The sequence below is a fragment of the Nocardia sp. NPDC056000 genome, from assembly GCF_042269265.1.
Taxonomy (GTDB): Bacteria; Actinomycetota; Actinomycetes; order Mycobacteriales; family Mycobacteriaceae; genus Nocardia.
Genome location: NZ_JBHJXS010000006.1, coordinates 153,125 through 176,340, shown reverse-complemented (window position 1 = coordinate 176,340; position 23,216 = coordinate 153,125). Strand labels below are relative to the sequence as shown.

Here is a 23,216-nt window from a genome sequence, read left to right as displayed (position 1 = left end):
AACAAGAGGGGTACATTGCCCGCATGGACATCGCGCCCGCAGGGGCCTCCGGCCGCCTCCGCGCCCTGCCGACCCGCCTGGTCGGCCAGGTCGCGATCCTGGCCAGCCGCGCCACCGAACGTGCCCTCGAACCCACCGGTTCGCGGCGCTACCACTACGCCCTGCTCGCCACCCTCGATGAAACCGGTCCCCTGAGCCAGGCCGAGGTGGGCCGCCGCACCGGCATCGACCGCAGCGATATCGTCGCGGCGGTCAACGACCTCTCCGACCGCGGTTACCTCACCCGCACCCCCGACCCCGCCGACCGCCGCCGCAACACCCTCACCCTCACCGCCGCCGGACGTGCGCACCTGCACGACCTCGACACCCGTCTCGAAGCCGCGCAGACCGAACTGCTGCCCGGCTTCACCGCCGCCGAACGCGCCAACTTCGTCCTCACCCTGACCCGCATCCTGGAACTACACGCCCGCAACTGAATCGGCGGCAGTACGGGCCGACGCCGAGGCGGTGACCGGTAACTACTAGGATGCTTGCGTGAGTCTTGTGCTGCTACCTGCCGTCGATGTCGCCAATGGTGAGGCCGTGCGCCTGGTTCAGGGGGAGGCGGGCAGCGAAACCAGTTATGGTTCGCCGCGCGACGCCGCCCTGGCCTGGCAGAACGACGGCGCCGAATGGGTGCATCTGGTGGATCTGGATGCCGCGTTCGGCAAGGGATCCAATCGGGAACTGCTGGCGGATGTCATCGGTGAGCTCGATGTGAAGGTGGAGCTTTCCGGCGGTATCCGCGATGACGAATCGCTGAAGGCCGCGCTCGCCACCGGATGCGCCCGGGTCAACCTCGGCACCGCCGCGCTGGAGAATCCGGAATGGTGCCGGCGCGCCATCGGTGAATACGGCGACAAGATCGCGGTCGGCATGGATGTGAAGCTCATCGACGGTGAGTACCGGCTGCGCGGGCGCGGCTGGGTCAGCGACGGCGGCGATCTGTGGGAGGTGCTCGAGCGCCTCGAACGCGATGGCTGCTCGCGCTACGTGGTCACCGACGTCAGCAAGGACGGCACGCTGACCGGGCCGAATCTGGTGCTGCTGCGCGATGTCGCCAATGCCACCGACTCGCCGGTCGTCGCCTCGGGCGGCGTTTCCACCATCGACGATCTGCTCGCCATCGCCACCCTCACCGAGGACGGCGTCGAAGGCTCCATCATCGGCAAGGCCCTGTACGCGGGCCGGTTCACCCTGCCCGAAGCCCTCGCCGCGGTGCGCTGAACCAGATGGCCGCCGAACTCGCCGAGCTGCTCACCATCGCCCGTGATGTACTCGACGCCGCCGCACCGCGTTTCGTGGAAGGCGTCGGCGCGCCCAGCGCGGTCGAGAAGGGGCGCAACGATTTCGCGACCGAACTCGATCTGGAGCTGGAACGCACCATCTCCGAGCAGCTGACCGAGCGCACCGGATTTCCGGTGCACGGTGAGGAATTCGGCGGCCCCCAGCTCACCAGCGGTACCGCGTGGGTGCTGGATCCCATTGACGGCACCTTCAATTACTCTGCGGGACATCCGCTTTCGGGGATGCTGCTGGCGCTGGTGCGGGACGGCGAACCGGTCATCGGCTTGACCTGGCTGCCCGGGCTCAATCAGCGCTACGCCGCCACCGTGGACGGGCCGGTACTGCTGAACGGGCAGCCGCTGCCGAAACTGGCGCACGGCAAGCTCTCCAGCGCCATGATCGGCTTCGGGGCCTTCAATATCGATGGGGCGGGCCGTATTCCGGGGATCTTCCGCTTCAACCTGCTGGGTGCGCTGAGCCGATTGTCGGGGCGCGTCCGCATGCACGGTTCGACGGGAATCGACTTGGCATACACCGCATCCGGCGTGTTGGGTGGAGCGGTCGTCTTCGGACACCATCCCTGGGACAACGCCGCGGGCGTGGCCCTGGTGCGGGCCGCGGGCGGCGTGGTCACCGATCTGCTGGGCCGCGACTGGACCATCGAATCCAAGTCGGTGCTGGCCGCCGCGCCCGGCGTGCACGAGGAACTACTGGACATGATCGGCGAAACCGTCAGGGCCGCCGACATATCCGACGAAAGGTAGAGCAATGACGTTGGCAGTGCGCGTAATCCCGTGCCTGGACGTGGACGCCGGCCGCGTGGTCAAGGGCGTCAACTTCGAAAACCTGCGTGACGCGGGCGATCCCGTCGAACTCGCCGCCACCTACGACGCCCAGGGCGCGGACGAACTCACCTTCCTCGACGTCACCGCCTCCACCGGCGACCGCGGCACCATGATCGACGTGGTGACCCGCACCGCCGAACAGATCTTCATCCCCCTCACCGTCGGCGGCGGCGTCCGCACCGTCGCCGATGTGGACCGCCTGCTGCGCGCGGGCGCGGACAAGGTCTCGGTCAACACCGCCGCCATCGCCAATCCCGATGTGTTGCGCGAAATGTCGGAACGCTTCGGCTCCCAGTGCATCGTCCTCTCGGTCGACGCCCGCACGGTGCCCGCAGGCCAGCCCGCCACCCCCTCCGGCTGGGAAGTCACCACCCACGGCGGCAAACGCGGCACCGGCATCGACGCCGTCGAATGGGCCATCCGCGGAGCCGAACTCGGCGTAGGCGAAATCCTGCTCAACTCCATGGACGCCGACGGCACCAAAGCGGGCTTCGACCTCACCATGATCCGCGCCGTCCGGGCCGCCGTCTCCGTCCCCGTCATCGCCTCCGGCGGCGCGGGCAAGGTCGAAGACTTCGCCCCCGCCGTCCACTCCGGCGCCGACGCCGTCCTCGCCGCCAGCGTCTTCCACTTCGGCGACCTCACCATCGGCCAGGTCAAAGACGCCATGCGCACCGAAGGCATCACCGTCCGCTGACCCGCATCACCCCGAGCGTGTCCTCCCAAGGACCGCACCCCCTTTCGGAATGATTGCACCGGCACCACGCCGCCGCATACCGCCTAGGGGAAGCTATGCCCGACCACGATCCGCAGCCGAATCCATTGGACCCGGCCGCCGCCGCCCAACCGAACGCCGAACCGGGCGGCATCGGCTCCGAATCCAGTTCGGCGTCGAAATCGACTGTGTCGTCGATCGATTCGGGGCCCGGCCCCGAATCCGACGCGGAGGCACCGGCTGCTGAATCCGGTCGGCGGCCGCCTGCCGTTCTGGGCATGCTCGGTGCCGGACTGGTCATCGGGGGCACAGCGCTGGCGCTCTACAGCCGATTCGGAGCGGCGACTCGGAATCTGGGCGACCGGTGGGCATCCGGACGAGATGTGTTCGGCGAATTCGCGCTGCCGTTCGCGACGGTACCGGAGCGGTGGTCCGGCATCGCCCTCATCTGGGGCTTGATCCTGGTGGTCGTCATCGCGGATCTGCTTCGTCGAAGCCGGGCTGTCACCCTGAAGACGGCTGTCAGCGCCTGGCTACTGGTGCTGGCACTCGCCGGGGTGAATCTCGGCTGGTATGCGATCACCCAGCACATACCGGGTGTACTGGCGGCGGCGCGTTTCGAGTACCCACTGTTCGGGCGGCTGCCGACCGCGGCCGCCGCGATCGGCCTGATCTTCTGTGGCACAGTGCTTCTCATCGGGCTGCTCCGTCCGGCGCTGGTGCGTGCCGCCGCCAGGAGGTCGCTGGTTCTCGGGCTCGGCGCGGGGCTGCTCGTCAGTGCGACGGTCGCGGCCGTGGCGGTGCACGCGGGTGACGACGGCACTCGCGTCGACCATGTCACCGCCGATTCGGTTCCCGTTCCGGCGATTCCGGCGACGCTGGGGACCGAACGCTACCGTGTCCCACGGCCGTTCAACTCCGACGGTAAGACCCTCGCCGGAATGGTCATCGCCGGAACAGGTTTCGTGATCGCCACCGAAAACGGCTTGACCGCGTACGACGGTGCGACCGGTACGCCGCGCTGGCACTATCTGCGATCGAATGTGTCGGCCGACGGACGTCCGGGCGTCGATTACACCCCGGGGTCACTCATGTCGCTCGATGGCGGCTCTACGGTGCTTGCGCAATGGCGCAACGGTGGTCTGACTGCCTTCGACGCCGTCACCGGCGAATTGCTCTGGCGGGAATCGGAATTCGCGGATCTGGTGTTCGGTAAGGAGCGCTGGCCCGCACCGCGCGAACGGGGATGGATCGGTTCGACGGCGCTGCTTGCCACCGATAAGACCCACACCGCCCGTTACGACGCCCGGACCGGAAAACACCTGTGGTCCACCGAAGTCTGTGAGAGCGCTGGTCGCGATGGTGTTATCAGCACCGATGCCGCGCTCTACCGCATCGCCACCTGTATCGGCAGACGTGATGGTGCGGGAGGTGTGCGGCTGGTTGTCACCGCACTCGATCCCGCGACCGGTGCGATCATGGCCGAACGTGAACTCGGGCGGGCCACCGACGTCGACAACCTGATTTCGACCAGCGCGCACACCGCGGGTGCGGTCGTCATCACCTTTCACGCCGGAAACGATCCCCGGCAGCGGATTGTCATCGACAAGCCCGAGCATCTGCTCACCGCACGGACCGACAGCACATCGAGGTCGGCCCTGCTGGCGGTCGACTCGACCGGCACCGACATGCTGATTCAACCGGACACCAGCCCCGATGAACCCGTCGTGCTGGAGATCCGCCGAGTCGCGGATGGAACGATCGTCGATCGCATCGAGGTTCCCGGCCATTTGAGCGTCGGCGCATCGGATCTGTTCCTCTCCGACGAGTTGGTGGAAGCGGCGCTGTACGACTCCGACAGCGGAGCCCACACCGAAGTCCGAGCGTGGCGTCGGGTCGACGGTGCCCTCGTCAACGCCACACCGATCACCAGGGACGGGGAACGTTGCTCTGACCACTGGCTGGTTTCCGTTCCGGGCGCGACGCTGGTGCCGTGCGTCACTGACACCGGTGCCGACCTGGTCGGATTCCGGCCGAACGGCTAGCCGCGCGCGGACGGGGTCGTTCGCCCTGTTATAACCGAGGGATGAGTCTCGATCCCGCTATCGCCGCCCGTCTCAAGCGCAATGAGGATGGGTTGTTCGCGGCTGTCGCGCAGGAGCGCGGTACCGGGGATGTGCTGATGATGGCTTGGATGGATGATGAGGCGCTGGCTCGGACGCTGGAGACGCGTAAGGGGACGTACTATTCGCGGTCGCGGCAGCAGTACTGGGTGAAGGGGGAGACCTCGGGGCATACGCAGTATGTGCATGAGGTTCGGTTGGATTGCGATGGGGATACCGTGCTGCTGATCGTGGATCAGGAAGGCGCGGCGTGCCATACGGGGACGCACACCTGCTTCGATACCGATGTGCTGCTCGCCCGGGGCGATCAGCTGCTCTAATCCAGGTGGCTGTTGGGGCGGCCGGAGCGGCCGACGCCGCGGGCCATGCCCTTGTCGAGTTGCTGGAGAAGTGCCTCGCCGAGTTCGAGCAACTCTTTGGTCTGGTCTTTGTCGAGTCCGTCGAAGACCAGTCCGCGTACGCATTCCAGGTATCCGGGGGCGGCCTCGGTGACCTTCTGGAAGCCCGCGTCGGTGAGTACGGCCTGTGCGCCGCGTCGTCCGGAGATGGAGACGCGTTCGGCCCAGCCCAAACGCTCGAGCTTGGAAATCACATGGGAGAGACGCGATAGCGATGCGTTTGCCTTTTGCGCAAGCTCACTCAGTTGCAACCGGTGGCCTGGTTCTTCGGAGAGCAGAGTCATCACGAAGTATTCGAAATGGGTAATCCCGGACTCACGTTGAAGCTGGGTATCCAGTGCAGCGGGGAGTCGGGTGGTCAGCGCGATGACGGTTCGCCACGCTCGCTGTTCCATGGGATTCAACCACTTTGTCACCGTGCCAGCCCTCTCGTAGCAGCCAAGTGACATGTTGTGCTGGCCAGTCCGGCGGTTGGTGGAGCATCAACAGCGAGTCACCCGCAAAGCAAAGTTTGCCACGATTTCGCTCGTCAGTCACGGTGTTCATGAATGACGTGACATCCATCACGCGTGTCGCACGGCGAAATCAGTACGCGCCGGGTTCCGCGGGATTTGGCGGAGTATCGGCCGACACGCGCGGCTTTTCCGGAACCGGCTGTTGCTTCGCGGCGCGATTCTTCCGGATTCGCCTGCGCACCAAGAGAAATGCCACACCGAGGAACACCACGGCGGCCGCGATCGCACCCGCCAGCGCGGCCCCGCGAAATGCGGGCGCGTCGACATCCATAATCCGCTGACCGGCGTGTGCGGCATTGGAACTGCCGAGTACGACCGTCAGCGTCATCAAATTCGGGATGGCGGCAATGAGGGCGAGAACGGCCGAAGCGCCCGCAATAAACGGACCGCTCCGTTTCCGCCAGGTCATTCCCGCGATCAACAGCAGAAAAAGCGGCAGAAAGGTACAAACCGCACCCATCGACAAACCGGTCCAGATGCCCTTGGAGAAACTGCCGTGCACCATTTCCGCGATCCGCTGCGCCCACCAGCGCGGAATGAACGCCGCGAGAATGAGATACGACAACCACAGCACCACCGCCGCGATAACCAGCGCGATGATGCGATTGCGCCACGTGACGAACGAGGATCGCTTGCGCTCCGGCACGGTCTCGCTGGGCGTAGTCATAGCCCAAGCGTATGCCGCGCCGCGCGACGCGGCAGTGAGCGCCACTCCGGACCAACCGGACGCGACGGACGAACCGACGCGCCGCGGCGGGTGCGGGCTCGAATCAGCTACGCGCGCGCAGGAACTCCAGTGCCTCATCCGCGTGCACATTGGCGCGCAGCTCGCTGTTGATCACCTTGGCGATGCTGCCGTCGGGATCGATGATGAAGGTGGTGCGCTTGACCGGCATGAGCGGGCCGAGCAGTCCACGCTTCACACCGAACTCGGCCGCCACCTTCGCGCCCTTGTCCGAGAGCAGCGGATAGCCGAGCCCCTGCTTCTGTGCGAACCCGGACTGCACCTCGACATCATCGGCGCTGATCCCGACGCAGGACGCGCCCAGGGCGTTGAATTCGCCTGCCAGATCCCGGAAGTGGCACGCCTCGGCGGTGCACACCGGGGTGTTGGCGGCGGGGTAGAAGAAGAGCACCACGGGACCATCCGCGAGCAGCGACTCGAGGGAACGCACGGTGCCGGACTGATCCGGAAGCTCGAACTTCGGGGCGAGCTGACCTGGCTTCATACGCAGCAGATTACGTGATTACCTTCGCGCACGAATCAGCCCGTGGACGGACCTGTCTGTACGGTCCGGCCGCGGGCCGTTTTCGGAACTTCGGGAACACCCTTGGGTCAGACACCGATGAGCGCGGCGACCTCAGGGTTCTTGATATCCATGACATCGAGAATGCCGTGTGCCCGCAGGAACGGCTTGAGCTCACGAAGACGCTCGGTGTGCTCGGCGTACTCGTCCGGGAAGCTGCGCGGATCGAGCGCCTCCAGGGCCTTCACATAGGTGACGAACGAGGCGATGGCGCTGTACTTACCGCCGACCTGCTGACCACCCTGCTGGTGATTCATATTCATCATCCGCGGCGGTTGACCGGGCATACCCTGGCCGACCTGCGGAGCAGCGTGCCGTGGACCCTCCGGAGCTACCGGTTGCGAGGGGTACATCTGTGTTGAACTCCTCTCGATTGGGATACCGCGTGCGACCTCTCCATCTGCTGGAGGAGCAGATTGATCTGCTGGAAGCGCAGATTGCCGCGAGCGTAGTGATGACCGCACCGAGTATTCGCCGCCGGAGGTCTCTCGGCTGGGCGGGGATGGCCAATTCAATTTCCCGTTGTGTCGCCTGGAATGATGGGGCAATGCCCAGCGCGTCGAACCCCTCCACCACCTCCCGCGAACAGTTCCGGTTGCTCGCGGCCGATCATCGGGTTGTGCCGGTGATTCGAAAGGTGTTGGCGGACTCGGAGACTCCACTCTCGGCCTACCGCAAACTGGCCGCCGACCGGGCCGGGACCTTCCTGCTCGAATCCGCCGAAAACGGGCGCTCCTGGTCGCGATGGTCGTTCATCGGGGCCGGAAGTCCGACCGCATTGAGCGTGGTCGACGGTGAGGCGGCCTGGCTCGGGCAGAGTCCGGCCGACGCGCCCGCCGGTGGCGACCCGCTGGTCGCGCTGCGTGAAACCCTGGAATTGCTGCGCACCGAACGCCTGCCCGGTCTGCCGCCTTTGACCGGTGGCATGGTCGGCTACCTCGGCTATGACGCCGTGCGCCGGATGGAACGCCTGCCCGCGCTCGCCGCCGATGATCTGGAACTGCCGGAGATGGTGCTGCTGCTGGCCACCGATCTGGCCGCCTTCGACCATCACGAGGGCGCGATCACCCTCATCGCCAATGCCGTCAATTGGAACGGCACCGATGACCGCGTCGACGAGGCGTACGACGACGCCGTGGCCCGGCTCGATCGCATGACCGAAGCCCTTGCCGCCCCGGCCGAATCCACCGTCTCGGTATTCGATCGTCCCGAACCGAACTTCCGCCGCCAGCGCACCTCCGAGGAATTCGGCGCTGGCGTGCGCCGCCTGGTCAAGGAGATCGAGGCGGGTGAGGCGTTCCAGGTGGTGCTGTCGCAGCGCTTCGAGATCGAATACGGCGGTACGCCGATCGACCTGTATCGCATGCTGCGCGCGTCGAATCCGAGCCCGTACATGTACCTCATGCATATTCCGGACGGTTCCGGCGGCACCGCGTTCTCCATCGTCGGTTCCAGCCCGGAATCGCTGGTGACGGTCAAGGACGGCATCGCGACCACGCATCCCATCGCGGGCACGCGCTGGCGCGGGACCACCGAGGAGGACGATCTGCTCCTCGAGAAGGATCTGCTCGCCGATGAGAAGGAGAACGCCGAGCACCTCATGCTCGTCGATCTCGGCCGCAATGACATCGGCCGCGTCTGCGAACCGGGCACCGTGCGCGTCACCGAATACCGGCATATCGAGCGCTACAGCCATGTGATGCACCTGGTTTCGACCGTGTCGGGTCGCCTGGCCGCGGGCAAGGTGGCCTTCGACGCGGTGCAGGCGTGCTTCCCCGCGGGCACCCTCTCCGGTGCGCCCAAGGTGCGGGCCATGGAACTCATCGAGGAACTCGAGCCCACCCGCCGCGGTATCTACGGCGGTGTGGTCGGCTATCTCGATTTCGCCGGTGACGCCGATACCGCCATCTGTATCCGCACCGCACTGCTCAAGAACGGCATGGCATACGTACAGGCGGGCGCGGGCGTCGTCGCGGACTCCGATCCGGACTACGAGGACGTCGAATCGCGCAACAAGGCGATGGCCGTCCTCAAGGCCGTGGCCGCCGCCGAAACCCTGCGCGCCTACCGCCCGAACGGCAGCGCCGATGAGTGATCCGGACCCCGACCCGGAAAAGGCCGTACCGCAGCGGGATTCGGATGACCTGGCCGCCGCGTCGGCCGATACGCAAGCCGCACAGGCGGATGCGCAAGCGGCGCGGGCGGATGCGGAGCAGGCCGAAGCCGACGCCGCCGCGGCGAAAGCCGATGCGCGCCAAGCCGAGACGGATGGGGCCAAGTCGAAGCCCAGGCCCGTGGGCGCGGCGGCGCTGCTCGCCGTGGCCGCGGCACTGCTGTGGGCCGCGTCGCGGATGACCTGGGTGAGCGTCGAAGTCATCAGCGAACTCGGTCCCGGCCGCACCGACAAACTCGACGGCGGGACCTGGTTCGGCGCGCTGACGCCGCTGGCACTGGTGCTGCTCGCCACCATCGCGGCGGTTTTCGCCACCAGCGGCTGGCCGCGCCGCATCATCGGCGTGGTCGTGGCGGTCCTCGCCGCCGTGGCCGCCGTCCCCGCGTACGCCCTGCTCAAGGGTGCCGGGAAAACCGCGGAGCGGGCCGGTCGGCTGGCGGAATTGCACGACTGGGAACATGTAGGGCAGGCGCAGACCTCGACGCTGCCCGCGGTGCTGACCCTCATCGGCGCGGTGGCGGCGTTCGGAGCCGGTGTGCTGCTGACGCGCATGCCGTCGGCCTCCGCGCCCATGTCCGGAAAATACGACAACCCGGTTTTCCGGAAGTCCGAGGCGGCCGAACAGGTTGCCGAACATCACGCGGTGACGCGCGCCGCGGAATCCGGGTCACAGTCGACCCCGGCGGAGCCGCTGTCGGGCCGTGTCCTGTGGGATGCCCTCGACGCCGGTGCGGATCCGACCGACGATGAAACCAATACCCCTGCCGCACACGATGATCCAGGTAGCGGGAAAACGGGCCATAAGCCCGCGTGAACAGCGGGCCGGAGCAGAGTCGCTCCCGGTTCCGCCCCCGCCGACAGTGACGGGAACATAGCCATTTACTCTTTATCAGCATCGGTGAGACAGCGCCTGGGGGGATTCTCAGGCAGCAAGTCCGTCTCCCCAGAAAGGATTCGAGCCAGATGACGGTACTCGACTCGATTCTCGACGGGGTCCGCGCGGATGTGGCCGCTCGGGAAGCCCTCCTGGATTTTCAGGCAGTGAAGAAGGCCGCCGCCGCGGCGAAATCTCCACGTGACGCGAAGGCTGCGCTGCACGAAGAGGGTATCGGCGTTATCGCCGAGGTGAAGCGGTCTTCTCCTTCCAAGGGCGCCCTGGCCGACATTCCGGACCCGGCCGTGCTGGCCCGTGCGTACGAGGACGGCGGCGCGCGCATCATCAGCGTGCTGACCGAACAGCGCCGCTTCGGCGGTTCGCTCGCGGACCTCGACGCGGTGCGTGCCGCGGTCGACATTCCGATCTTGCGCAAGGACTTCATCGTCGGCCCGTACCAGATCCACGAGGCCCGCGCCCATGGCGCGGACGTGATTCTGCTGATCGTGGCCGCGCTGCCGCAGGACGTGCTGTCCTCGCTCATCGACCGCACCGAATCGCTCGGCATGACCGCGCTGGTCGAGGTGCACACCGAGGAAGAGGCGGATCGCGCCCTCGAGGCCGGCGCCACCGTGATCGGTGTGAACGCCCGCAACCTCAAGACCCTCGAGGTCGATCGGGATGTGTTCGCGCGCATCGCCCCCGGCCTGCCCAGCGATGTCATCCGCATCGCCGAATCCGGTATCCGCGGCACCGCGGACCTGCTGGCCTACGCCGGAGCGGGCGCGGACGCCGTGCTCGTCGGCGAGGGCCTGGTGACCAGCGGCGACCCGCGCGCCGCGGTGGCCGAGCTGGTGACCGCCGGCACCCATCCGTCCTGCCCGAAGCCGGTTCGCCGGGGCCGGTGAAAGAGCCGATGACACAGATCAACGACCTGGGTAAGAACACGCTCGGCCTGCCGCAGGCCAGCGCGGGCGTCTCGCATCGCAGTGCGCATGAGCCGGATCTCGGCGGGCACTTCGGCGTCTACGGCGGCCGCCATGTGCCCGAGGCGCTCATGGCCGTGATCGAAGAGGTCACCGCCGAATACGACAAGGTGCGCGTCGACCCCAACTTCCTCAATGAGCTGGATCGGTTGCAGCGCGACTACACCGGGCGTCCGTCGCCGGTGTTCGAGTGCAAGAACCTCGCCAAGCATGCGGGCGGGGCACGCCTGGTGCTCAAGCGAGAAGACCTGAACCACACCGGTTCTCACAAAATCAACAATGTGCTCGGGCAGGCGCTGCTCGCCAAGCGCATGGGCAAGACCCGCGTCATCGCGGAGACGGGCGCGGGCCAGCACGGCGTCGCCACCGCCACCGCGTGCGCGCTGCTCGGCCTGGAATGCGTCATCTACATGGGTGCGGTCGATACCGCGCGGCAGGCGCTGAACGTGGCCCGCATGCGGTTGCTCGGGGCCGAAGTCGTCAGTGTGACAACGGGTTCGCAGACGCTCAAGGACGCCATCAACGAGGCGCTGCGGGACTGGGTCACCAATGCCGACGCGACCTACTACTGCTTCGGCACCGCCGCCGGACCGCATCCGTTCCCGCTCATGGTGCGCGACTTCCAGCGCATCGTCGGTATGGAGGCGCGCCAGCAGATCCAGGCGCTGACCGGTCGGCTCCCCGATGCGGTAACCGCCTGTGTCGGTGGCGGTTCCAATGCCATCGGCATCTTCCACCCGTTCATCGACGATGAAGGCGTGCGCCTGATCGGCTATGAGGCGGCGGGCGACGGTGTCGAAACCGGCCGTCACGCAGCCACTTTCGCCGGTGGGCGGCCCGGTGCGTTCCAGGGCGCGTACTCGTACCTGCTGCAGGACGAGGACGGCCAGACCATCGAATCGCATTCGATCTCAGCCGGTTTGGACTATCCGGGCGTCGGCCCGGAGCACGCGCATCTCAAGGACATCGGCCGCGCCGAATACCGGCCCATCACCGATGCCGAGGCCATGGACGCGCTCATGCTGTTGAGCCGCACCGAGGGCATCATCCCGGCCATCGAATCCGCGCACGCCGTCGCCGGTGCGCTGAAGCTGGGTCAGGAATTGGGCGAGGGCGCGATCATTCTGGTCAATCTGTCCGGTCGCGGCGATAAGGATATGGACACCGCCGCCCGCTGGTTCGGGCTCTTCGACAAGACCGAGGAGAACGACAAGTGAGCCAGCAGTCCCGTCTTGCGAACACCTTCGCGGCCTGCCGTGAGGAGAATCGCGCGGCGCTCATCGGTTATCTGCCCGCCGGGTACCCGGATTTGCAGGGCAGTATCGACGTCTGCCGCACCATGGTCGAATCCGGTTGCGACGTCATCGAAGTCGGCGTCGCCTACTCCGATCCGGTGATGGACGGACCGACCATTCAGGCCGCCGCCGAACAGGCGCTGCGCGGCGGTATCCGCGTGCGCGACGTGTTCAAGGTCGTCGAGGCGATCAGCCAGGCCGGTGGTAAGGCCGTGGTCATGACCTACTGGAATCCGGTGCTGCAGTACGGCGTCGACACCTTCTCCCGCGATCTCGCGGCGGCGGGCGGCCTCGGCCTGATCACGCCGAACCTGATTCCGGAAGAGGCCGACGACTGGTTCGTCGCCTCCTCCACCTACAACCTGGATCGCATCTTCCTGGTGGCGCCGTCCTCCACCGAAGAGCGCCTGGTCAAGACCCTGGAAGCCTCGCGCGGATTCGTCTACGCGGCCTCCACCATGGGCGTCACCGGCGCGCGCGACGCGGTCTCGGATATGGCTCCGGCCCTGTGCGCCCGCGTCCGCGCGCATTCGGATATTCCGATCGGCGTCGGCCTGGGTGTGCGCAATGGTGCGCAGGCGGCCGAAATCGCTTCCTACGCAGACGGAGTCATCGTCGGCTCGGCGCTGGTGAGCGCCGCCGCCCAGGGCCTGGGCGCGGTCCGCACCCTCACCGAGGAACTCGCCCTCGGCGTCCGCTCGGCCGCCGTGGCTTCCTGACCTACGCCCTCGTCATTCCGGCGCGCTTTTGGCCGGGGTCTACGAAAACCGTTGCTGTGCAGCGGGTGTGGATCCCGGCCAAAAGCATGCCGGGATGACGGGACGTGGTCCTGCCGGTAGGTGTCGTTGGCGACTGGGCGGCCAGGCGGTGCGCGCGTTGTTCGCCGAGGTGTCGGCGGCGCGCCACCCGGGCCACATGCCTTCCCAGCTGATTCCGCTACGGTGGGCGCGTGACCATACGAGCCCTGGCCGACCGAGTTCCGGCCTCCGACGTGCTGGCCTACATTCCCAGTCCGCCTCGCGGCGTATGGGATATCGGACCGTTCCCGCTGCGGGCCTACGCCATCTGCATCATCCTCGGCATCGTCGCGGCCATCTGGCTGGGGGAGAAGCGGTGGCAGCAGCGCGGCGGGCAGCAGGGCATGGTGCTGGACGTGGCCATGTTCGCGGTGCCGCTGGGTCTGATCGGCGGACGGCTCTATCACGTGGCCACCGACTGGTCGACGTACTTCGGTCCCGGCGGTAAGGCGGGGGACTGGTGGAAGATCTGGCAGGGCGGCCTCGGCATCTGGGGTGCGGTGCTGCTGGGAGCGCTCGGCGCGTGGATCGGCTGCCGCATCTACAAGATCCCGCTGCCCGCGTTCGGTGACGCCATCGCGCCGGGCATTCTGCTGGCGCAGGGCATCGGGCGGCTCGGCAACTATTTCAATCAGGAGTTGTTCGGCCGCACCACCACCATGCCGTGGGGTCTGGAGATCTATGACCGCTTCAACACCCACGGTGATCCGGATCTGATGAACGGCATCGCCTCGGGTCCGCCGGTCAAGATCGTGCAGCCGACCTTCCTGTACGAGCTGATCTGGAATCTGCTCGGCGTGGCGATCCTGCTGTACGTGGACCGCAAGTTCAAGATCGGGCACGGGCGGCTGTTCGCGCTGTACGTGGCGATCTACTGCTTCGGGCGCTTCTTCGTGGAACTGCTGCGTGATGATCACGCCACCCATATCGCCGGGATCCGGATCAACTCGTTCACCGCGGCGATCGTATTCCTGTGCGCCATAGCGTATTTCGTCTTCGCGACCAAGGGGCGCGAGACGCCGGACCAGGTGCGCGCGGGTGTATTGCGGCCGTGGCCGTGGCAGTTCTCCGCCCTGCGCAAGTACGGTGCGGGCACCGGGGTCGCGGCGGCCGAGTTCACCACCGCCGATGCCGCTGCGGCCGACACCGCCGCCGACGATGCGGCGGTCGATCTCGAGAAGTCCGATTCGCCCGATCTCGAGAAGGCTGGGTCATCCGGGGACCCCGCCACCTCCGAATCCGCTTCGGAAGGCAACGAATCCGCAAAGGTTCGCGATAACTCTTCCGAATCCGGTGAATCCGAACCGGCGGTCACGCTCGACGAGACGAAAACGGTCGACTCGGGAAAGAATGGCTCCTGACCGCCGCGTATCGAGGCTCGCACGGCGGGTTCAGCACACAGGGGCCGTGCGGCCCGCGATCCAGGAGGACTCGAGTGACGGATCCATTCGCCAAACAGCCGGAGCAGGGCCCGCAGTACGGCGCGCCCGGCACCGGCCCGCAGTACGGTCAGCCGCAGCCGGGTTACGGCCAGCCCCAGCCCGGTTACGGTGAGCCGCAGCCGGGTTACGGTCAGCCCCAGCCCGGATACGGCCAGCAGCCCGCGTACGGTGCACCGCAGCCCGCGTACGGTCAGCCCGGCCCCTACGGTCAGCCGATGCCCTACGGCGCGGACGCCGAGGCCCCGTTCGGCCGTGATCCGTACGGTGTCCCGTACTCGGACAAGTCCAAGCTCACCGCGGGCCTGTTGCAGATCCTGGTGGGCGGCCTGGGTATCGGCCGTTTCTACCTCGGTTACACCACCATCGGTGTGCTGCAACTGATCACGTGCGGCGGCTTCGGCATCTGGTCGCTGATCGACGGCATTCTCATCCTCACCGGCAAGGTGCCGGACCCGCAGGGTCGTCCGCTCAAGGACTGATCGCGCGGTAGCGACACACCGACTTCGGCGGGCACCACTGGGCAGGGCGGTGCCCGTCCGCCGTTTATCATCACCATGCGTGATCGCACAAGGTTTTCGCGCGATCAGATGGTTGACGTGCCACCCGGTTGGTTTACGGCGTACCCTTTGTCGGTTGTCCGTCGCGTGGGTCGACCACGCTCGAGGAGAGGTAGTCCCCGTGCGCCGTAAGTTGTTGGCCGCCGTATTCGCCGTAGTCGCCGCTACCGCGGCGCTCACCGCATGCAGCAGCGGCAATGACGACCCCAATGTGCTCAAGATCGGCACCGAGGGCACCTACGCTCCGTTCAGCTATCAGGACAACGGCAGCATCACCGGCTACGACGTCGAGGTCGCCAGGGCCGTCGGCGAAAAGCTCGGCCGCAAGGTCGAATTCGTGCAGACCCCCTGGGATGCCATCTTCGCGGGCCTCGAGTCCAAGCGCTTCGATCTGGTCGCCAATCAGGTGACCGTGAATCCCGAACGCGCGCAGAAGTATTCGCTCTCGCAGCCGTACACCACCTCCGAGGGCGTCATCGTCACCAAGGCCGATAACACCGGCATCCACGCGCTCACCGATCTGAGCGGTAAGACCTGCGCGCAGTCGGTCACCAGCAACTGGAACAAGGTCGCGGCGGGCGCGGGCTGCAAGGTCGAGGGCGTCGAGGGCTTCGTGCAGGCCATCCAGCTGCTCAAGAACGGCCGCGTCGACGCGACCGTCAACGACACCCTGGCCGTGGGCGAATACAGCAAGAAGACCAACGATTCCAGCGTGCACGTCGCGGGCAAGACCGGTGAGACCAGTAAGCAGGCGTTCGCCGGGCGCAAGGATTCGCAGGCGCTGATCGATCAGGTCAACACCGCCCTGGATCAGCTGCGCGCGGACGGCACCCTGGCCAAGATCTCCGACAAGTACTTCGGCACCGACGTCAGCAAGTAAGCGGCACAGGACGATTGGACGACTGGCGACCGAATGGACGACGCCACCTGGGAACTGATCCGGGCGAATCTGTGGCCGATGTTGAAGGCCACCGTCGAGATGACGCTGCCGCTCACCGCCATCAGCTTCGCCATCGGATTGGTGCTGGCGCTGTTCGTGGCGCTGGCCCGGATGTCGAAGCTGTGGCCGGTATCGGCGGCGGCCCGGTTCTACATCTCGATCATTCGCGGTACGCCGCTGCTGGTGCAGCTGTTCATCGTGTTCTACGCGCTGCCGCAGTTCCACATAGTGATCGATCCGTTCCCGGCGGCGGTGATCGCGTTCAGTCTCAATGTCGGCGGATATGCGGCCGAAGTCATTCGCGGCGCTATTCTTTCGGTCGCCGAGGGGCAGTGGGAAGCGTCCTATGCGGTCGGTATGAGCTATGCGCAGGCACTGCGTTTGATCATCCTGCCGCAGGCCGCGCGGATCGCGGTGCCGTCGCTGTCCAACACCCTGATCTCGTTGGTGAAGGACACCTCGCTGGCGTCCACCATCCTCGTCACCGAGTTGTTGCGGACGGCTCAGCTGGCGGCCGCGCCGACGTTCGACTTCTTCGCGCTGTATGGCGTAGCGGCACTCTACTACTGGGTAATATGCCTGGTCCTGGGCTTCGGGCAAACCCGGTTGGAGACCCGCCTCGGACGGCACGTCGCGCGCTGACCGGCGGTTAGCTGAACGGCATGTGTATATCTTTCGCAGGAGCGTGTGCCCGTTCAGCGGGACACCAACGGCAGGTCTAGGGTTGATGCCGTGATGCGACGAACGAAGATTGTGTGCACACTCGGACCGGCTGTGTCGTCCGAGGACCGTATTCGTGAACTCGTTGAGAGTGGAATGGACGTGGCGCGGCTGAATTTCAGCCATGGCGAACACTCCGACCATGCCGACAACTATAAAAAGGTGCGTCAGGCCAGCGATCTGCTCGGCCGCGCGGTGGGAATTCTCGCCGATCTCCAGGGACCGAAGATCCGACTTGGCCGGTTCATCGAGGGTAAGACCGTCTGGGCGACGGGTGAAGAAATCCGCATCACGGTAGACGACATCGAAGGCACTCACGACCGAGTTTCGACCACCTACAAGCAGCTCGCGAAGGACGCCAAGGCCGGGGATCGGCTGCTCGTCGACGACGGCAAGCTGGGACTGACCGTCGAGCGCGTCGACGGCAATGACGTGATCTGCCGGGTCACCGAGGGCGGCCCCGTTTCCAACAACAAGGGCGTCTCGCTGCCGGGTATGGATATTTCCGTTCCGGCCTTGTCCGAGAAGGACATCGAGGATCTCGAGTTCGCGCTGAAGCTCGGCGTGGACTTCATCGCGCTGTCCTTCGTGCGCTCCCCGTCCGATGTGGAGCTGGTGCACGAGATCATGGATCGCGTGGGCCGCCGGGTGCCGATCATCGGCAAGCTCGAAAAGCCCGAAGCCATCGACAATTTGGAGGCCATCGTGCTGGCCTTCGACGCCATCATGGTGGCGCGCGGCGACCTCGGCGTCGAGCTTCCGCTCGAGCAGGTGCCGCTGGTGCAGAAGCGTGCCATCCAGATGGCGCGTGAGAACGCCAAGCCGGTCATCGTGGCCACCCAGATGCTGGAATCGATGATCACCAATTCGCGGCCCACCCGCGCCGAGGCGTCCGATGTGGCGAACGCGGTGCTCGATGGCGCTGACGCGGTGATGCTTTCGGGCGAGACCTCGGTCGGCGACTACCCGATCGAGACCGTGCGCACCATGGCCCGCATCGTGCACGCGGTGGAGTCCGAATCCTCCACCCGGGTGCCGCCGCTGACCCACGTGCCGCGTACCAAGCGCGGTGTCATCTCCTACGCGGCGCGCGATATCGGCGAGCGGCTCAATGCCAAAGCGCTGGTTGCCTTTACGCAGTCCGGTGATACGGTGCGCCGCCTGGCCCGCCTGCACACCCCGCTGCCGCTGCTGGCATTCACCCCGAATCCGGCGATTCGCAGTCAGCTGGCCTTGACATGGGGCACTGAAACATTCATCGTCCCCACCGTCGATAGCACTGACGAGATGATTCATCAGGTCGACACCGCGCTGCTGTCCATCGGCCGGTATCGCAAGGGCGATCTCGTGGTGATCGTGGCGGGCTCCCCGCCGGGTACCGTGGGGTCGACCAATCTGATCCACGTGCACCGCATCGGCGAGGAGGACCACTAGGTGAGTGCGTCGCTTGACGAAACCTTGACTGGGGCTGAGAAATCGGCCCCGGCCGATGATCTACGGGTGCTCCTCGAGCTGCTCGATCTCGAGGAGCACGGACCGGACATCTTCATCGGACAGCACCCGGAGAAGGTGTGGAGTCGCACCTTCGGCGGGCAGCTGGTTTCGCAGGCGATCATCGCCGCCGGGCGCACGGTCGGCCCCGGCCGGCCGGTGCACGCGGTGAACGCGCATTTCGTGCGCGGCGGCGACGTCAAGAAGCCGATCGAATATCGCGTCGACCGGCATCGCGACGGGCGCGCGTTCGCCAATCGCACGGTGACGGCCTATCAGGACGATCAGGAACTGTTCGTCATGCTGGCCGCCTTCCAGGACTGGGGTAAGGGCCTCGAGCACGGTTCGCCGCTGCCCGAGGTCGCCGATCCGGAAAACCTTCCGCGCGTGGAGGAATCCTTCATCGGCATGGAAGACAAGCTCGAAATGTTCGTCAAGGCACCGCATCCCATCGATATGCGGTACACGAACGATCCGGCCTGGATCCTCAAGGGCACGGGGGAGAAGCTCAACCACAATCGGGTGTGGATGCGCACCGATGGCGCGCTGCCCGATGATCCGCTGATTCACGTTGCGGCGCTGGCGTATTCGTCCGACACCACGGTGCTGGATTCGATCATCACCACGCATGGGCTGTCCTGGGGGCATGACCGGATTCTCGCGGCCACGGTGAACCATTCCATCTGGTTCCACCGGCCGTTCCGGTTCGACGACTGGGCGCTGTACGCCACCGAATCACCCGTCGCCGCGGGCTCGCGCGGACTGGCGCGCGGTCACTTCTACTCGCGCGCAGGCGAACTCCTGGCCACCACGGTGCAGGAAGGCGTCATCCGGCACTTCCCGGCCCGCACCTGACCCGAGACAGCAGATCTGAGCCGTACCCGTCGCGCGGGTGCGGCCCGTTCGTCATTCCGGCACGGTCTGGGCCGGAATCCACCCGCTCGCAATGGATGCCGAGGGGTAGCGGCTCAGATGAGTTCGCGGTTCTCTTCGAGGTCGAAGTTCTCCCGCTGCAGCGCGTGCACGATGTAGGGGATGGGTTCGTCCGCGGATAGCTCGAGCACCAGCCGCTGTTCCAGCCGGGCGATGCCCGCCTTGGTGAGCTGGCGCGCCTCGCCGACCAGGCTCAGCGCTATCTCGTAGGTGCGGCGCTCACCCGGATCGGCGTCGGGATGATCCAGGCGCCACTGGGTTTCGAGGACCGTATGGGTGGGATCGTCGCACTCCACCGGAAGGGTGAAGCGCCACGCGAAGATGTCGCGATCGTCCACGTAGTCATCCACGACGCGGCACACCGTTTCGGTGACGCGGTGGAGGGTTTGCGGTGTGACGAAAACATGGAGCGAAACATCCGAAATGCGCTTCGGCATGTCTGAGTCCTGTTCCTGTGTCGAACCACCGGCGGTGGTGTTCCGCGCGGAAGTGTAATCCCTTACCGGACTTAGCGGGCAGACAGGTGTATTGACACGCAGGGGCCAGCGTAATCCTGGTTACGCCACAAGGGAAGTAGGAGCGGGTCTCGAATGCCCGAATTCCGGTCCTACCCGGCGGTTCCCACCGAATGCCGCACGGGTTCGGCTGACCGCCGGGACAATTCGGGCAGCGGACCGGTATCGGCGCGCCCGCCCGGCAGGACCAGCAGCGCGGGGCGCTGCGCACCGGCATCACCGGCGGTGCCACGAGGGTGGATGGTGGCCTGCGGATGCTGATGCGCGTGCAATGCGAGCAGCAGCGGCACCAGCGCCTCGGCGATCCGATCGCCGACCTCGCAGAACTGCTGGGCCTTCAAACCCACCGGGTCCGAGATGTTCTCGCGCCCCACATAGGCCAGATCGTCGCGGGCGGCATGCAGTCCGACCACCGAGCGCGCACCGCTCACCTTGGCGATGCGGTACGCCTCCAGCAGCGTGAAGGTGCGGGGCAGCGCCTCGGGCACCAGTTCGCGCACCTGATCCCGGATCTTGTCGGTCATGGTGAGCACCAGATCGGCGCGCAGCACCATCTCCGGTTTCAGCCGGCGCGCCTTGAATCCGCTCGGGTCGCCGCCGAGTCCGATGATCGTTTGCGCCGCAAGCGGTTCCGCCGGGAAGCCGACCAGCGCCCGCACGCCCGCACTTTCGGCGGATAGCTCCTGTAGCCCGTGTTCGGCGGCCACCGCCAGCGTGAGGCGCTCGGCGATGACGGACCTGCAAACGTTGCCGCTGCACACGAAGAGCACATGCATGCGCTCAACGTATGCCCATGGCGCGGTCGCGAAAACGCCTGGAAGACCGAATCACACGTTTCGTCCGGGAAGTTCATCTCGCGGCCGAATGTCAGTCGCCTGGAGTTCGCTCCCGGCGTAGTACTCGGTCTCGTCGACCACCGATTCGACCAATGGTTCCGCACCCTGCACGCGCTGGCGCGTGGAGAACATGCGGCCGCGCGCGGGCACCATCGGTGCGAATCGGGTGAGGCCGGAAACCGGGGACATATCGTCGTACACCGAATCGATCCCGCCGCGCGCGAAATACGCCTCATGCCAGAAGCCGGTGCCGCCGGAATCCTTCAGGAAATCGCGCCACCAGATCTTGTGCGGTTCGGATCGGGTCCAGCGCTCCAGACTCTCCAGATCGCGCCAGTACTGCCGCGCGCCCCAGTGCGGCGGGAACAGCGACCAGATCACGTCCTCGTGCGAGAGCAGGCCGTCCGGGCGGTCGTGATGGGATCTGTAGAGCTTGGGGCCCACACCCAGCAGCCGCAGGATGCCGCGCGGCCGGTGCACCCGCATACCGAGCAGGATGACCACCAGGTCCGGATATTCGGACAGATCCGCCGTAACCCTGTGCACCCGCATGAGGAGACCTCCACTTCGAACCGAGGCCGTCGTCAGGTCGGTCTGTGCGGATGTACGAAATACCCGCCACGACGGTTCGGACCCTCTTCACTTCGCGTCCCCTTGGGTCCAGCATGCTCTCTCATGCCCGCGGATGCCATCCAGCCGTCCAGTCCGTTACCGCTATTCGTGCACGTTGAGCGTATTCACCACCAGTCGCGTCGCGTCCGCGAGCAATGCGTTATCGGTGGTGGTGTCGGGCTCGGTCTTGGTGGCCAGCATCGAGATCACGATCGGGCCGCCGAGTTCGGTCCAGGCGATCGCCACATCGTTGTTGCCGCCGTAGGCCGGGGTACCGGTCTTGTCGCCGACCGTCCAGCCCGGCGGCAGACCCGCTCGAATCCGTTGTGCGCCGGTGGTATTGGCGACCAGCCAGGCTTTGAGCTGATCGCGTTCGGGCTGTCCGAGCACATCGCCGAGCACCAGGGTGCGGTAATCGGCGGCCAATGCGGCCGGGGTGGTGGTGTCGCGCTCATCGCCCGGAATATTGGTGTTGAGATCGGTTTCCCAGCGGTCCAGGCGGCTCACCTGATCGCCGATGCTCCGCATGAACGCGGTGACCGCCTCCGGTCCGCCGAGTTGCTTCAGCAGTTGGTTGGCGGCGGTGTTGTCGCTGGCCGTAATGGCGGCATGACAGAGTTCCGAGATCGTCATACCGCTCTCGACTCGCTGCGAGCTGATCGGCGAGGCGGCCACCACCTCCTCCTGGCCGAAATGCGCCACGGTGTCCCAGTAGCCGGTGTGCAGCGGATGCTGCTTCAGTAGCGCCCCGCACGCGATCCCCTTGAAAGTGGATGCCAGCGCGAACTTCTCGTCCTTGCGATACGAGACCTCGTGCCCGCTGTCGGTATCCACCGCGAAGACGCCCAGGCGTGCGCCGTATCTGGTTTCCAGATCGCGCATCGCGCCGGTGACATCGACGGTTTCGGCGGCGCTGCCTGTGGTTTCCCTCGCCGCGGGGCCGGAATCGTCACCACCGCCGCATCCCGCGATCGCGATGAGGGCCGCCGCCCCCAAAACCGTGCCACGCCACCCGAACCGCATACACATCCCTTCGTCGCCGCTATTCCATTACCGACCCTAATAAACCCGGGCGGTCAGCTGCCATCGGGCAAATGCCGCATCCCGCACAGCGGTCGCGCCACGCCGGTTCCCATCCGAACTGTGAGTCGTTCTAATGCCGTGCGGGACCAGCACCGGCCCGGATACTGTCCGGTGGTGAGCTCCGAAACCGTCGCCGCCCCGCGCACCTACCACCTACGCGATCTGGCCGAAATCTATGTACTGGCACAGGCGAACTGGTCCGATCCGATCGGTGGCTACATCCAGGAGAACACCGCCTACAACGCGGCCCTGCGCAAGTACCGCGAACGATTACTGAGCGGCCTGGAAGACCTCTACAGCCTCACCCTGGAAATGGGTCAGATGGTCGAAATCCCGCGCGGCACAGTCCTGTTCATGCACTTCAAACGTACCGTGAACTCGCTGCTCGCCCAGCGCACCCCCACCTCCGGACAGCAGGAGGCGGGCCTGCTGCTGCGCTCGCTCGAAGCGGCCGGCGATCAGGGCCGCCAGGTGCTGGCAACCTCGGCCCGCATCGACAAACTCATGCACTCTTCGCGAGAAGCCCACCTGGACATGCTCGAAGCGCTGCTCGGCATTCTCGCGGGCAGCCGCGCGAGCCTCACCTTCACCTCGGCGGATCTGCAAACCCGCGGCATCGACGATATGCCGCCGGCGGTCGAGGATTTCGCCGAGGGCAGCGCCTGAGGCGTTCGGCGGCGATTCCGATCGGGTCGAGCCCGCGAGATCTTCGCGCACTCCGCCGATGTCGTAT

The 23,216-nt window shown here is 66.2% G+C and carries 26 protein-coding genes; 18 read left to right on the top strand and 8 right to left on the bottom strand.

Annotated elements, in window-relative coordinates:
• Positions 1 to 23: 23 nt before the first annotated feature.
• The 6 genes from ACFC4D_RS19345 (at position 24) to hisI (ending at position 5,329) form a co-directional block, all read left to right on the top strand.
• On the top strand, positions 24 to 476 hold the full coding sequence (locus ACFC4D_RS19345; RefSeq protein ID WP_375967995.1) for a MarR family winged helix-turn-helix transcriptional regulator: 453 nt from the start codon (positions 24 to 26) through the stop codon (positions 474 to 476).
• Positions 477 to 534: 58 nt separating this feature from the next.
• On the top strand, positions 535 to 1,266 hold the full coding sequence (priA, locus tag ACFC4D_RS19340; RefSeq protein ID WP_364643338.1) for a bifunctional 1-(5-phosphoribosyl)-5-((5-phosphoribosylamino)methylideneamino)imidazole-4-carboxamide isomerase/phosphoribosylanthranilate isomerase PriA: 732 nt from the start codon (positions 535 to 537) through the stop codon (positions 1,264 to 1,266).
• Between the two features lie 5 nt (positions 1,267 to 1,271).
• A complete protein-coding gene (locus ACFC4D_RS19335) occupies positions 1,272 to 2,090 on the top strand; it encodes an inositol monophosphatase family protein (RefSeq protein ID WP_376065082.1) in 819 nt (272 codons plus the stop codon).
• A gap of 4 nt (positions 2,091 to 2,094) precedes the next feature.
• The gene (gene hisF / locus ACFC4D_RS19330; protein ID WP_375967993.1) at positions 2,095 to 2,868 is read left to right on the top strand and encodes an imidazole glycerol phosphate synthase subunit HisF; all 774 of its coding nucleotides are present in this window, start codon (positions 2,095 to 2,097) and stop codon (positions 2,866 to 2,868) included.
• Between the two features lie 95 nt (positions 2,869 to 2,963).
• Positions 2,964 to 4,931, top strand: coding sequence for a PQQ-binding-like beta-propeller repeat protein (locus ACFC4D_RS19325; RefSeq protein ID WP_376065079.1), 1,968 nt, complete (start codon positions 2,964 to 2,966; stop codon positions 4,929 to 4,931).
• 41 nt (positions 4,932 to 4,972) lie between these two features.
• The gene (hisI, locus tag ACFC4D_RS19320; protein WP_364643326.1) at positions 4,973 to 5,329 is read left to right on the top strand and encodes a phosphoribosyl-AMP cyclohydrolase; all 357 of its coding nucleotides are present in this window, start codon (positions 4,973 to 4,975) and stop codon (positions 5,327 to 5,329) included.
• Here hisI and ACFC4D_RS19315 read toward each other — a convergent pair.
• The 4 genes from ACFC4D_RS19315 to ACFC4D_RS19300 all read right to left on the bottom strand — a co-directional run bounded on the left by ACFC4D_RS19315 (position 5,326) and on the right by ACFC4D_RS19300 (position 7,486).
• Complete coding sequence (locus tag ACFC4D_RS19315; protein WP_364643323.1) at positions 5,326 to 5,856, bottom strand: MarR family transcriptional regulator; 531 nt, start codon at positions 5,854 to 5,856, stop codon at positions 5,326 to 5,328. The genes hisI and ACFC4D_RS19315 overlap by 4 nt on opposite strands.
• A gap of 136 nt (positions 5,857 to 5,992) precedes the next feature.
• Complete coding sequence (locus tag ACFC4D_RS19310; protein WP_364643321.1) at positions 5,993 to 6,589, bottom strand: permease; 597 nt, start codon at positions 6,587 to 6,589, stop codon at positions 5,993 to 5,995.
• A 103-nt stretch (positions 6,590 to 6,692) separates the two neighbouring features.
• Positions 6,693 to 7,151 carry a peroxiredoxin gene (locus ACFC4D_RS19305; RefSeq protein WP_376065077.1) on the bottom strand — a complete coding sequence of 153 codons (459 nt, stop codon included), beginning with the start codon at positions 7,149 to 7,151 and terminating at the stop codon, positions 6,693 to 6,695.
• A 107-nt stretch (positions 7,152 to 7,258) separates the two neighbouring features.
• The gene (locus ACFC4D_RS19300; protein ID WP_375967991.1) at positions 7,259 to 7,486 is read right to left on the bottom strand and encodes a hypothetical protein; all 228 of its coding nucleotides are present in this window, start codon (positions 7,484 to 7,486) and stop codon (positions 7,259 to 7,261) included.
• Between the two features lie 290 nt (positions 7,487 to 7,776).
• Here ACFC4D_RS19300 and ACFC4D_RS19295 point away from each other — a divergent pair, with 290 nt between their 5' ends.
• The 11 genes from ACFC4D_RS19295 (at position 7,777) to ACFC4D_RS19245 (ending at position 19,359) form a co-directional block, all read left to right on the top strand.
• A complete protein-coding gene (locus ACFC4D_RS19295) occupies positions 7,777 to 9,324 on the top strand; it encodes an anthranilate synthase component I (RefSeq protein ID WP_376065074.1) in 1,548 nt (515 codons plus the stop codon).
• Positions 9,317 to 10,216, top strand: a complete 900-nt coding sequence (locus tag ACFC4D_RS19290) for a TIGR02234 family membrane protein (RefSeq protein WP_376065072.1) — start codon at positions 9,317 to 9,319, stop codon at positions 10,214 to 10,216. The genes ACFC4D_RS19295 and ACFC4D_RS19290 overlap by 8 nt, the downstream gene beginning before the upstream one ends.
• 149 nt (positions 10,217 to 10,365) lie before the next feature.
• Positions 10,366 to 11,184 (top strand): indole-3-glycerol phosphate synthase TrpC, encoded by an 819-nt coding sequence (trpC, locus tag ACFC4D_RS19285; protein ID WP_067570623.1) that lies wholly within the window; start codon positions 10,366 to 10,368, stop codon positions 11,182 to 11,184.
• Between the two features lie 8 nt (positions 11,185 to 11,192).
• On the top strand, positions 11,193 to 12,479 hold the full coding sequence (gene trpB / locus ACFC4D_RS19280) for a tryptophan synthase subunit beta (RefSeq protein ID WP_375967988.1): 1,287 nt from the start codon (positions 11,193 to 11,195) through the stop codon (positions 12,477 to 12,479).
• Positions 12,476 to 13,276 (top strand): tryptophan synthase subunit alpha, encoded by an 801-nt coding sequence (gene trpA / locus ACFC4D_RS19275; protein WP_364643308.1) that lies wholly within the window; start codon positions 12,476 to 12,478, stop codon positions 13,274 to 13,276. Before trpB ends, trpA begins: the two co-directional genes overlap by 4 nt.
• Before the next feature lie 230 nt (positions 13,277 to 13,506).
• Complete coding sequence (lgt, locus tag ACFC4D_RS19270; protein ID WP_376065070.1) at positions 13,507 to 14,715, top strand: prolipoprotein diacylglyceryl transferase; 1,209 nt, start codon at positions 13,507 to 13,509, stop codon at positions 14,713 to 14,715.
• A gap of 74 nt (positions 14,716 to 14,789) precedes the next feature.
• Entirely contained in the window at positions 14,790 to 15,275 is a 486-nt protein-coding gene (locus ACFC4D_RS19265) for an NINE protein (protein WP_376065066.1), read from the top strand.
• A 199-nt stretch (positions 15,276 to 15,474) separates the two neighbouring features.
• Positions 15,475 to 16,233: an amino acid ABC transporter substrate-binding protein gene (locus tag ACFC4D_RS19260; RefSeq protein ID WP_376065064.1), complete on the top strand. Its 759-nt coding sequence runs from the start codon at positions 15,475 to 15,477 to the stop codon at positions 16,231 to 16,233.
• A 33-nt stretch (positions 16,234 to 16,266) separates the two neighbouring features.
• Entirely contained in the window at positions 16,267 to 16,935 is a 669-nt protein-coding gene (locus tag ACFC4D_RS19255; RefSeq protein ID WP_364643300.1) for an amino acid ABC transporter permease, read from the top strand.
• Positions 16,936 to 17,025: 90 nt separating this feature from the next.
• A complete protein-coding gene (gene pyk, locus ACFC4D_RS19250) occupies positions 17,026 to 18,447 on the top strand; it encodes a pyruvate kinase (protein WP_375967984.1) in 1,422 nt (473 codons plus the stop codon).
• Complete coding sequence (locus ACFC4D_RS19245; RefSeq protein WP_376065062.1) at positions 18,448 to 19,359, top strand: acyl-CoA thioesterase; 912 nt, start codon at positions 18,448 to 18,450, stop codon at positions 19,357 to 19,359.
• 113 nt (positions 19,360 to 19,472) lie between these two features.
• Here the strand turns inward: ACFC4D_RS19245 and ACFC4D_RS19240 are convergent, their stop codons facing one another.
• From ACFC4D_RS19240 to bla, 4 genes are all read right to left on the bottom strand, one after another.
• Positions 19,473 to 19,874, bottom strand: coding sequence for a hypothetical protein (locus ACFC4D_RS19240; protein ID WP_364643294.1), 402 nt, complete (start codon positions 19,872 to 19,874; stop codon positions 19,473 to 19,475).
• Between the two features lie 170 nt (positions 19,875 to 20,044).
• A complete protein-coding gene (locus tag ACFC4D_RS19235) occupies positions 20,045 to 20,728 on the bottom strand; it encodes a low molecular weight phosphatase family protein (RefSeq protein WP_375967982.1) in 684 nt (227 codons plus the stop codon).
• Between the two features lie 51 nt (positions 20,729 to 20,779).
• Positions 20,780 to 21,340 carry a monooxygenase family protein gene (locus ACFC4D_RS19230; RefSeq protein WP_376065059.1) on the bottom strand — a complete coding sequence of 187 codons (561 nt, stop codon included), beginning with the start codon at positions 21,338 to 21,340 and terminating at the stop codon, positions 20,780 to 20,782.
• Positions 21,341 to 21,502: 162 nt separating this feature from the next.
• The gene (bla, locus tag ACFC4D_RS19225; RefSeq protein ID WP_376065057.1) at positions 21,503 to 22,423 is read right to left on the bottom strand and encodes a class A beta-lactamase; all 921 of its coding nucleotides are present in this window, start codon (positions 22,421 to 22,423) and stop codon (positions 21,503 to 21,505) included.
• Between the two features lie 174 nt (positions 22,424 to 22,597).
• Between bla and ACFC4D_RS19220 the strand changes: the two genes are divergently transcribed.
• Complete coding sequence (locus ACFC4D_RS19220; RefSeq protein ID WP_376065055.1) at positions 22,598 to 23,149, top strand: hypothetical protein; 552 nt, start codon at positions 22,598 to 22,600, stop codon at positions 23,147 to 23,149.
• The last annotated feature ends 67 nt before the right edge of the window (positions 23,150 to 23,216 follow it).

Coding starts and splice junctions, on each gene's coding strand:
- ACFC4D_RS19345 (WP_375967995.1), top strand. CDS start 24: ATGGACATCGCGCCCGCAGGGGCCTCCGGCCGCCTCCGCGCCCTGCCG.
- ACFC4D_RS19335 (WP_376065082.1), top strand. CDS start 1,272: ATGGCCGCCGAACTCGCCGAGCTGCTCACCATCGCCCGTGATGTACTC.
- hisF (WP_375967993.1), top strand. CDS start 2,095: ATGACGTTGGCAGTGCGCGTAATCCCGTGCCTGGACGTGGACGCCGGC.
- ACFC4D_RS19325 (WP_376065079.1), top strand. CDS start 2,964: ATGCCCGACCACGATCCGCAGCCGAATCCATTGGACCCGGCCGCCGCC.
- hisI (WP_364643326.1), top strand. CDS start 4,973: ATGAGTCTCGATCCCGCTATCGCCGCCCGTCTCAAGCGCAATGAGGAT.
- ACFC4D_RS19315 (WP_364643323.1), bottom strand. CDS start 5,856: ATGTCACTTGGCTGCTACGAGAGGGCTGGCACGGTGACAAAGTGGTTG.
- ACFC4D_RS19310 (WP_364643321.1), bottom strand. CDS start 6,589: ATGACTACGCCCAGCGAGACCGTGCCGGAGCGCAAGCGATCCTCGTTC.
- ACFC4D_RS19305 (WP_376065077.1), bottom strand. CDS start 7,151: ATGAAGCCAGGTCAGCTCGCCCCGAAGTTCGAGCTTCCGGATCAGTCC.
- ACFC4D_RS19300 (WP_375967991.1), bottom strand. CDS start 7,486: ATGAATCACCAGCAGGGTGGTCAGCAGGTCGGCGGTAAGTACAGCGCC.
- ACFC4D_RS19295 (WP_376065074.1), top strand. CDS start 7,777: ATGCCCAGCGCGTCGAACCCCTCCACCACCTCCCGCGAACAGTTCCGG.
- ACFC4D_RS19290 (WP_376065072.1), top strand. CDS start 9,317: ATGAGTGATCCGGACCCCGACCCGGAAAAGGCCGTACCGCAGCGGGAT.
- trpC (WP_067570623.1), top strand. CDS start 10,366: ATGACGGTACTCGACTCGATTCTCGACGGGGTCCGCGCGGATGTGGCC.
- trpB (WP_375967988.1), top strand. CDS start 11,193: ATGACACAGATCAACGACCTGGGTAAGAACACGCTCGGCCTGCCGCAG.
- ACFC4D_RS19255 (WP_364643300.1), top strand. CDS start 16,267: ATGGACGACGCCACCTGGGAACTGATCCGGGCGAATCTGTGGCCGATG.
- ACFC4D_RS19240 (WP_364643294.1), bottom strand. CDS start 19,874: ATGCCGAAGCGCATTTCGGATGTTTCGCTCCATGTTTTCGTCACACCG.
- ACFC4D_RS19235 (WP_375967982.1), bottom strand. CDS start 20,728: ATGCATGTGCTCTTCGTGTGCAGCGGCAACGTTTGCAGGTCCGTCATC.
- ACFC4D_RS19230 (WP_376065059.1), bottom strand. CDS start 21,340: ATGCGGGTGCACAGGGTTACGGCGGATCTGTCCGAATATCCGGACCTG.
- bla (WP_376065057.1), bottom strand. CDS start 22,423: ATGCGGTTCGGGTGGCGTGGCACGGTTTTGGGGGCGGCGGCCCTCATC.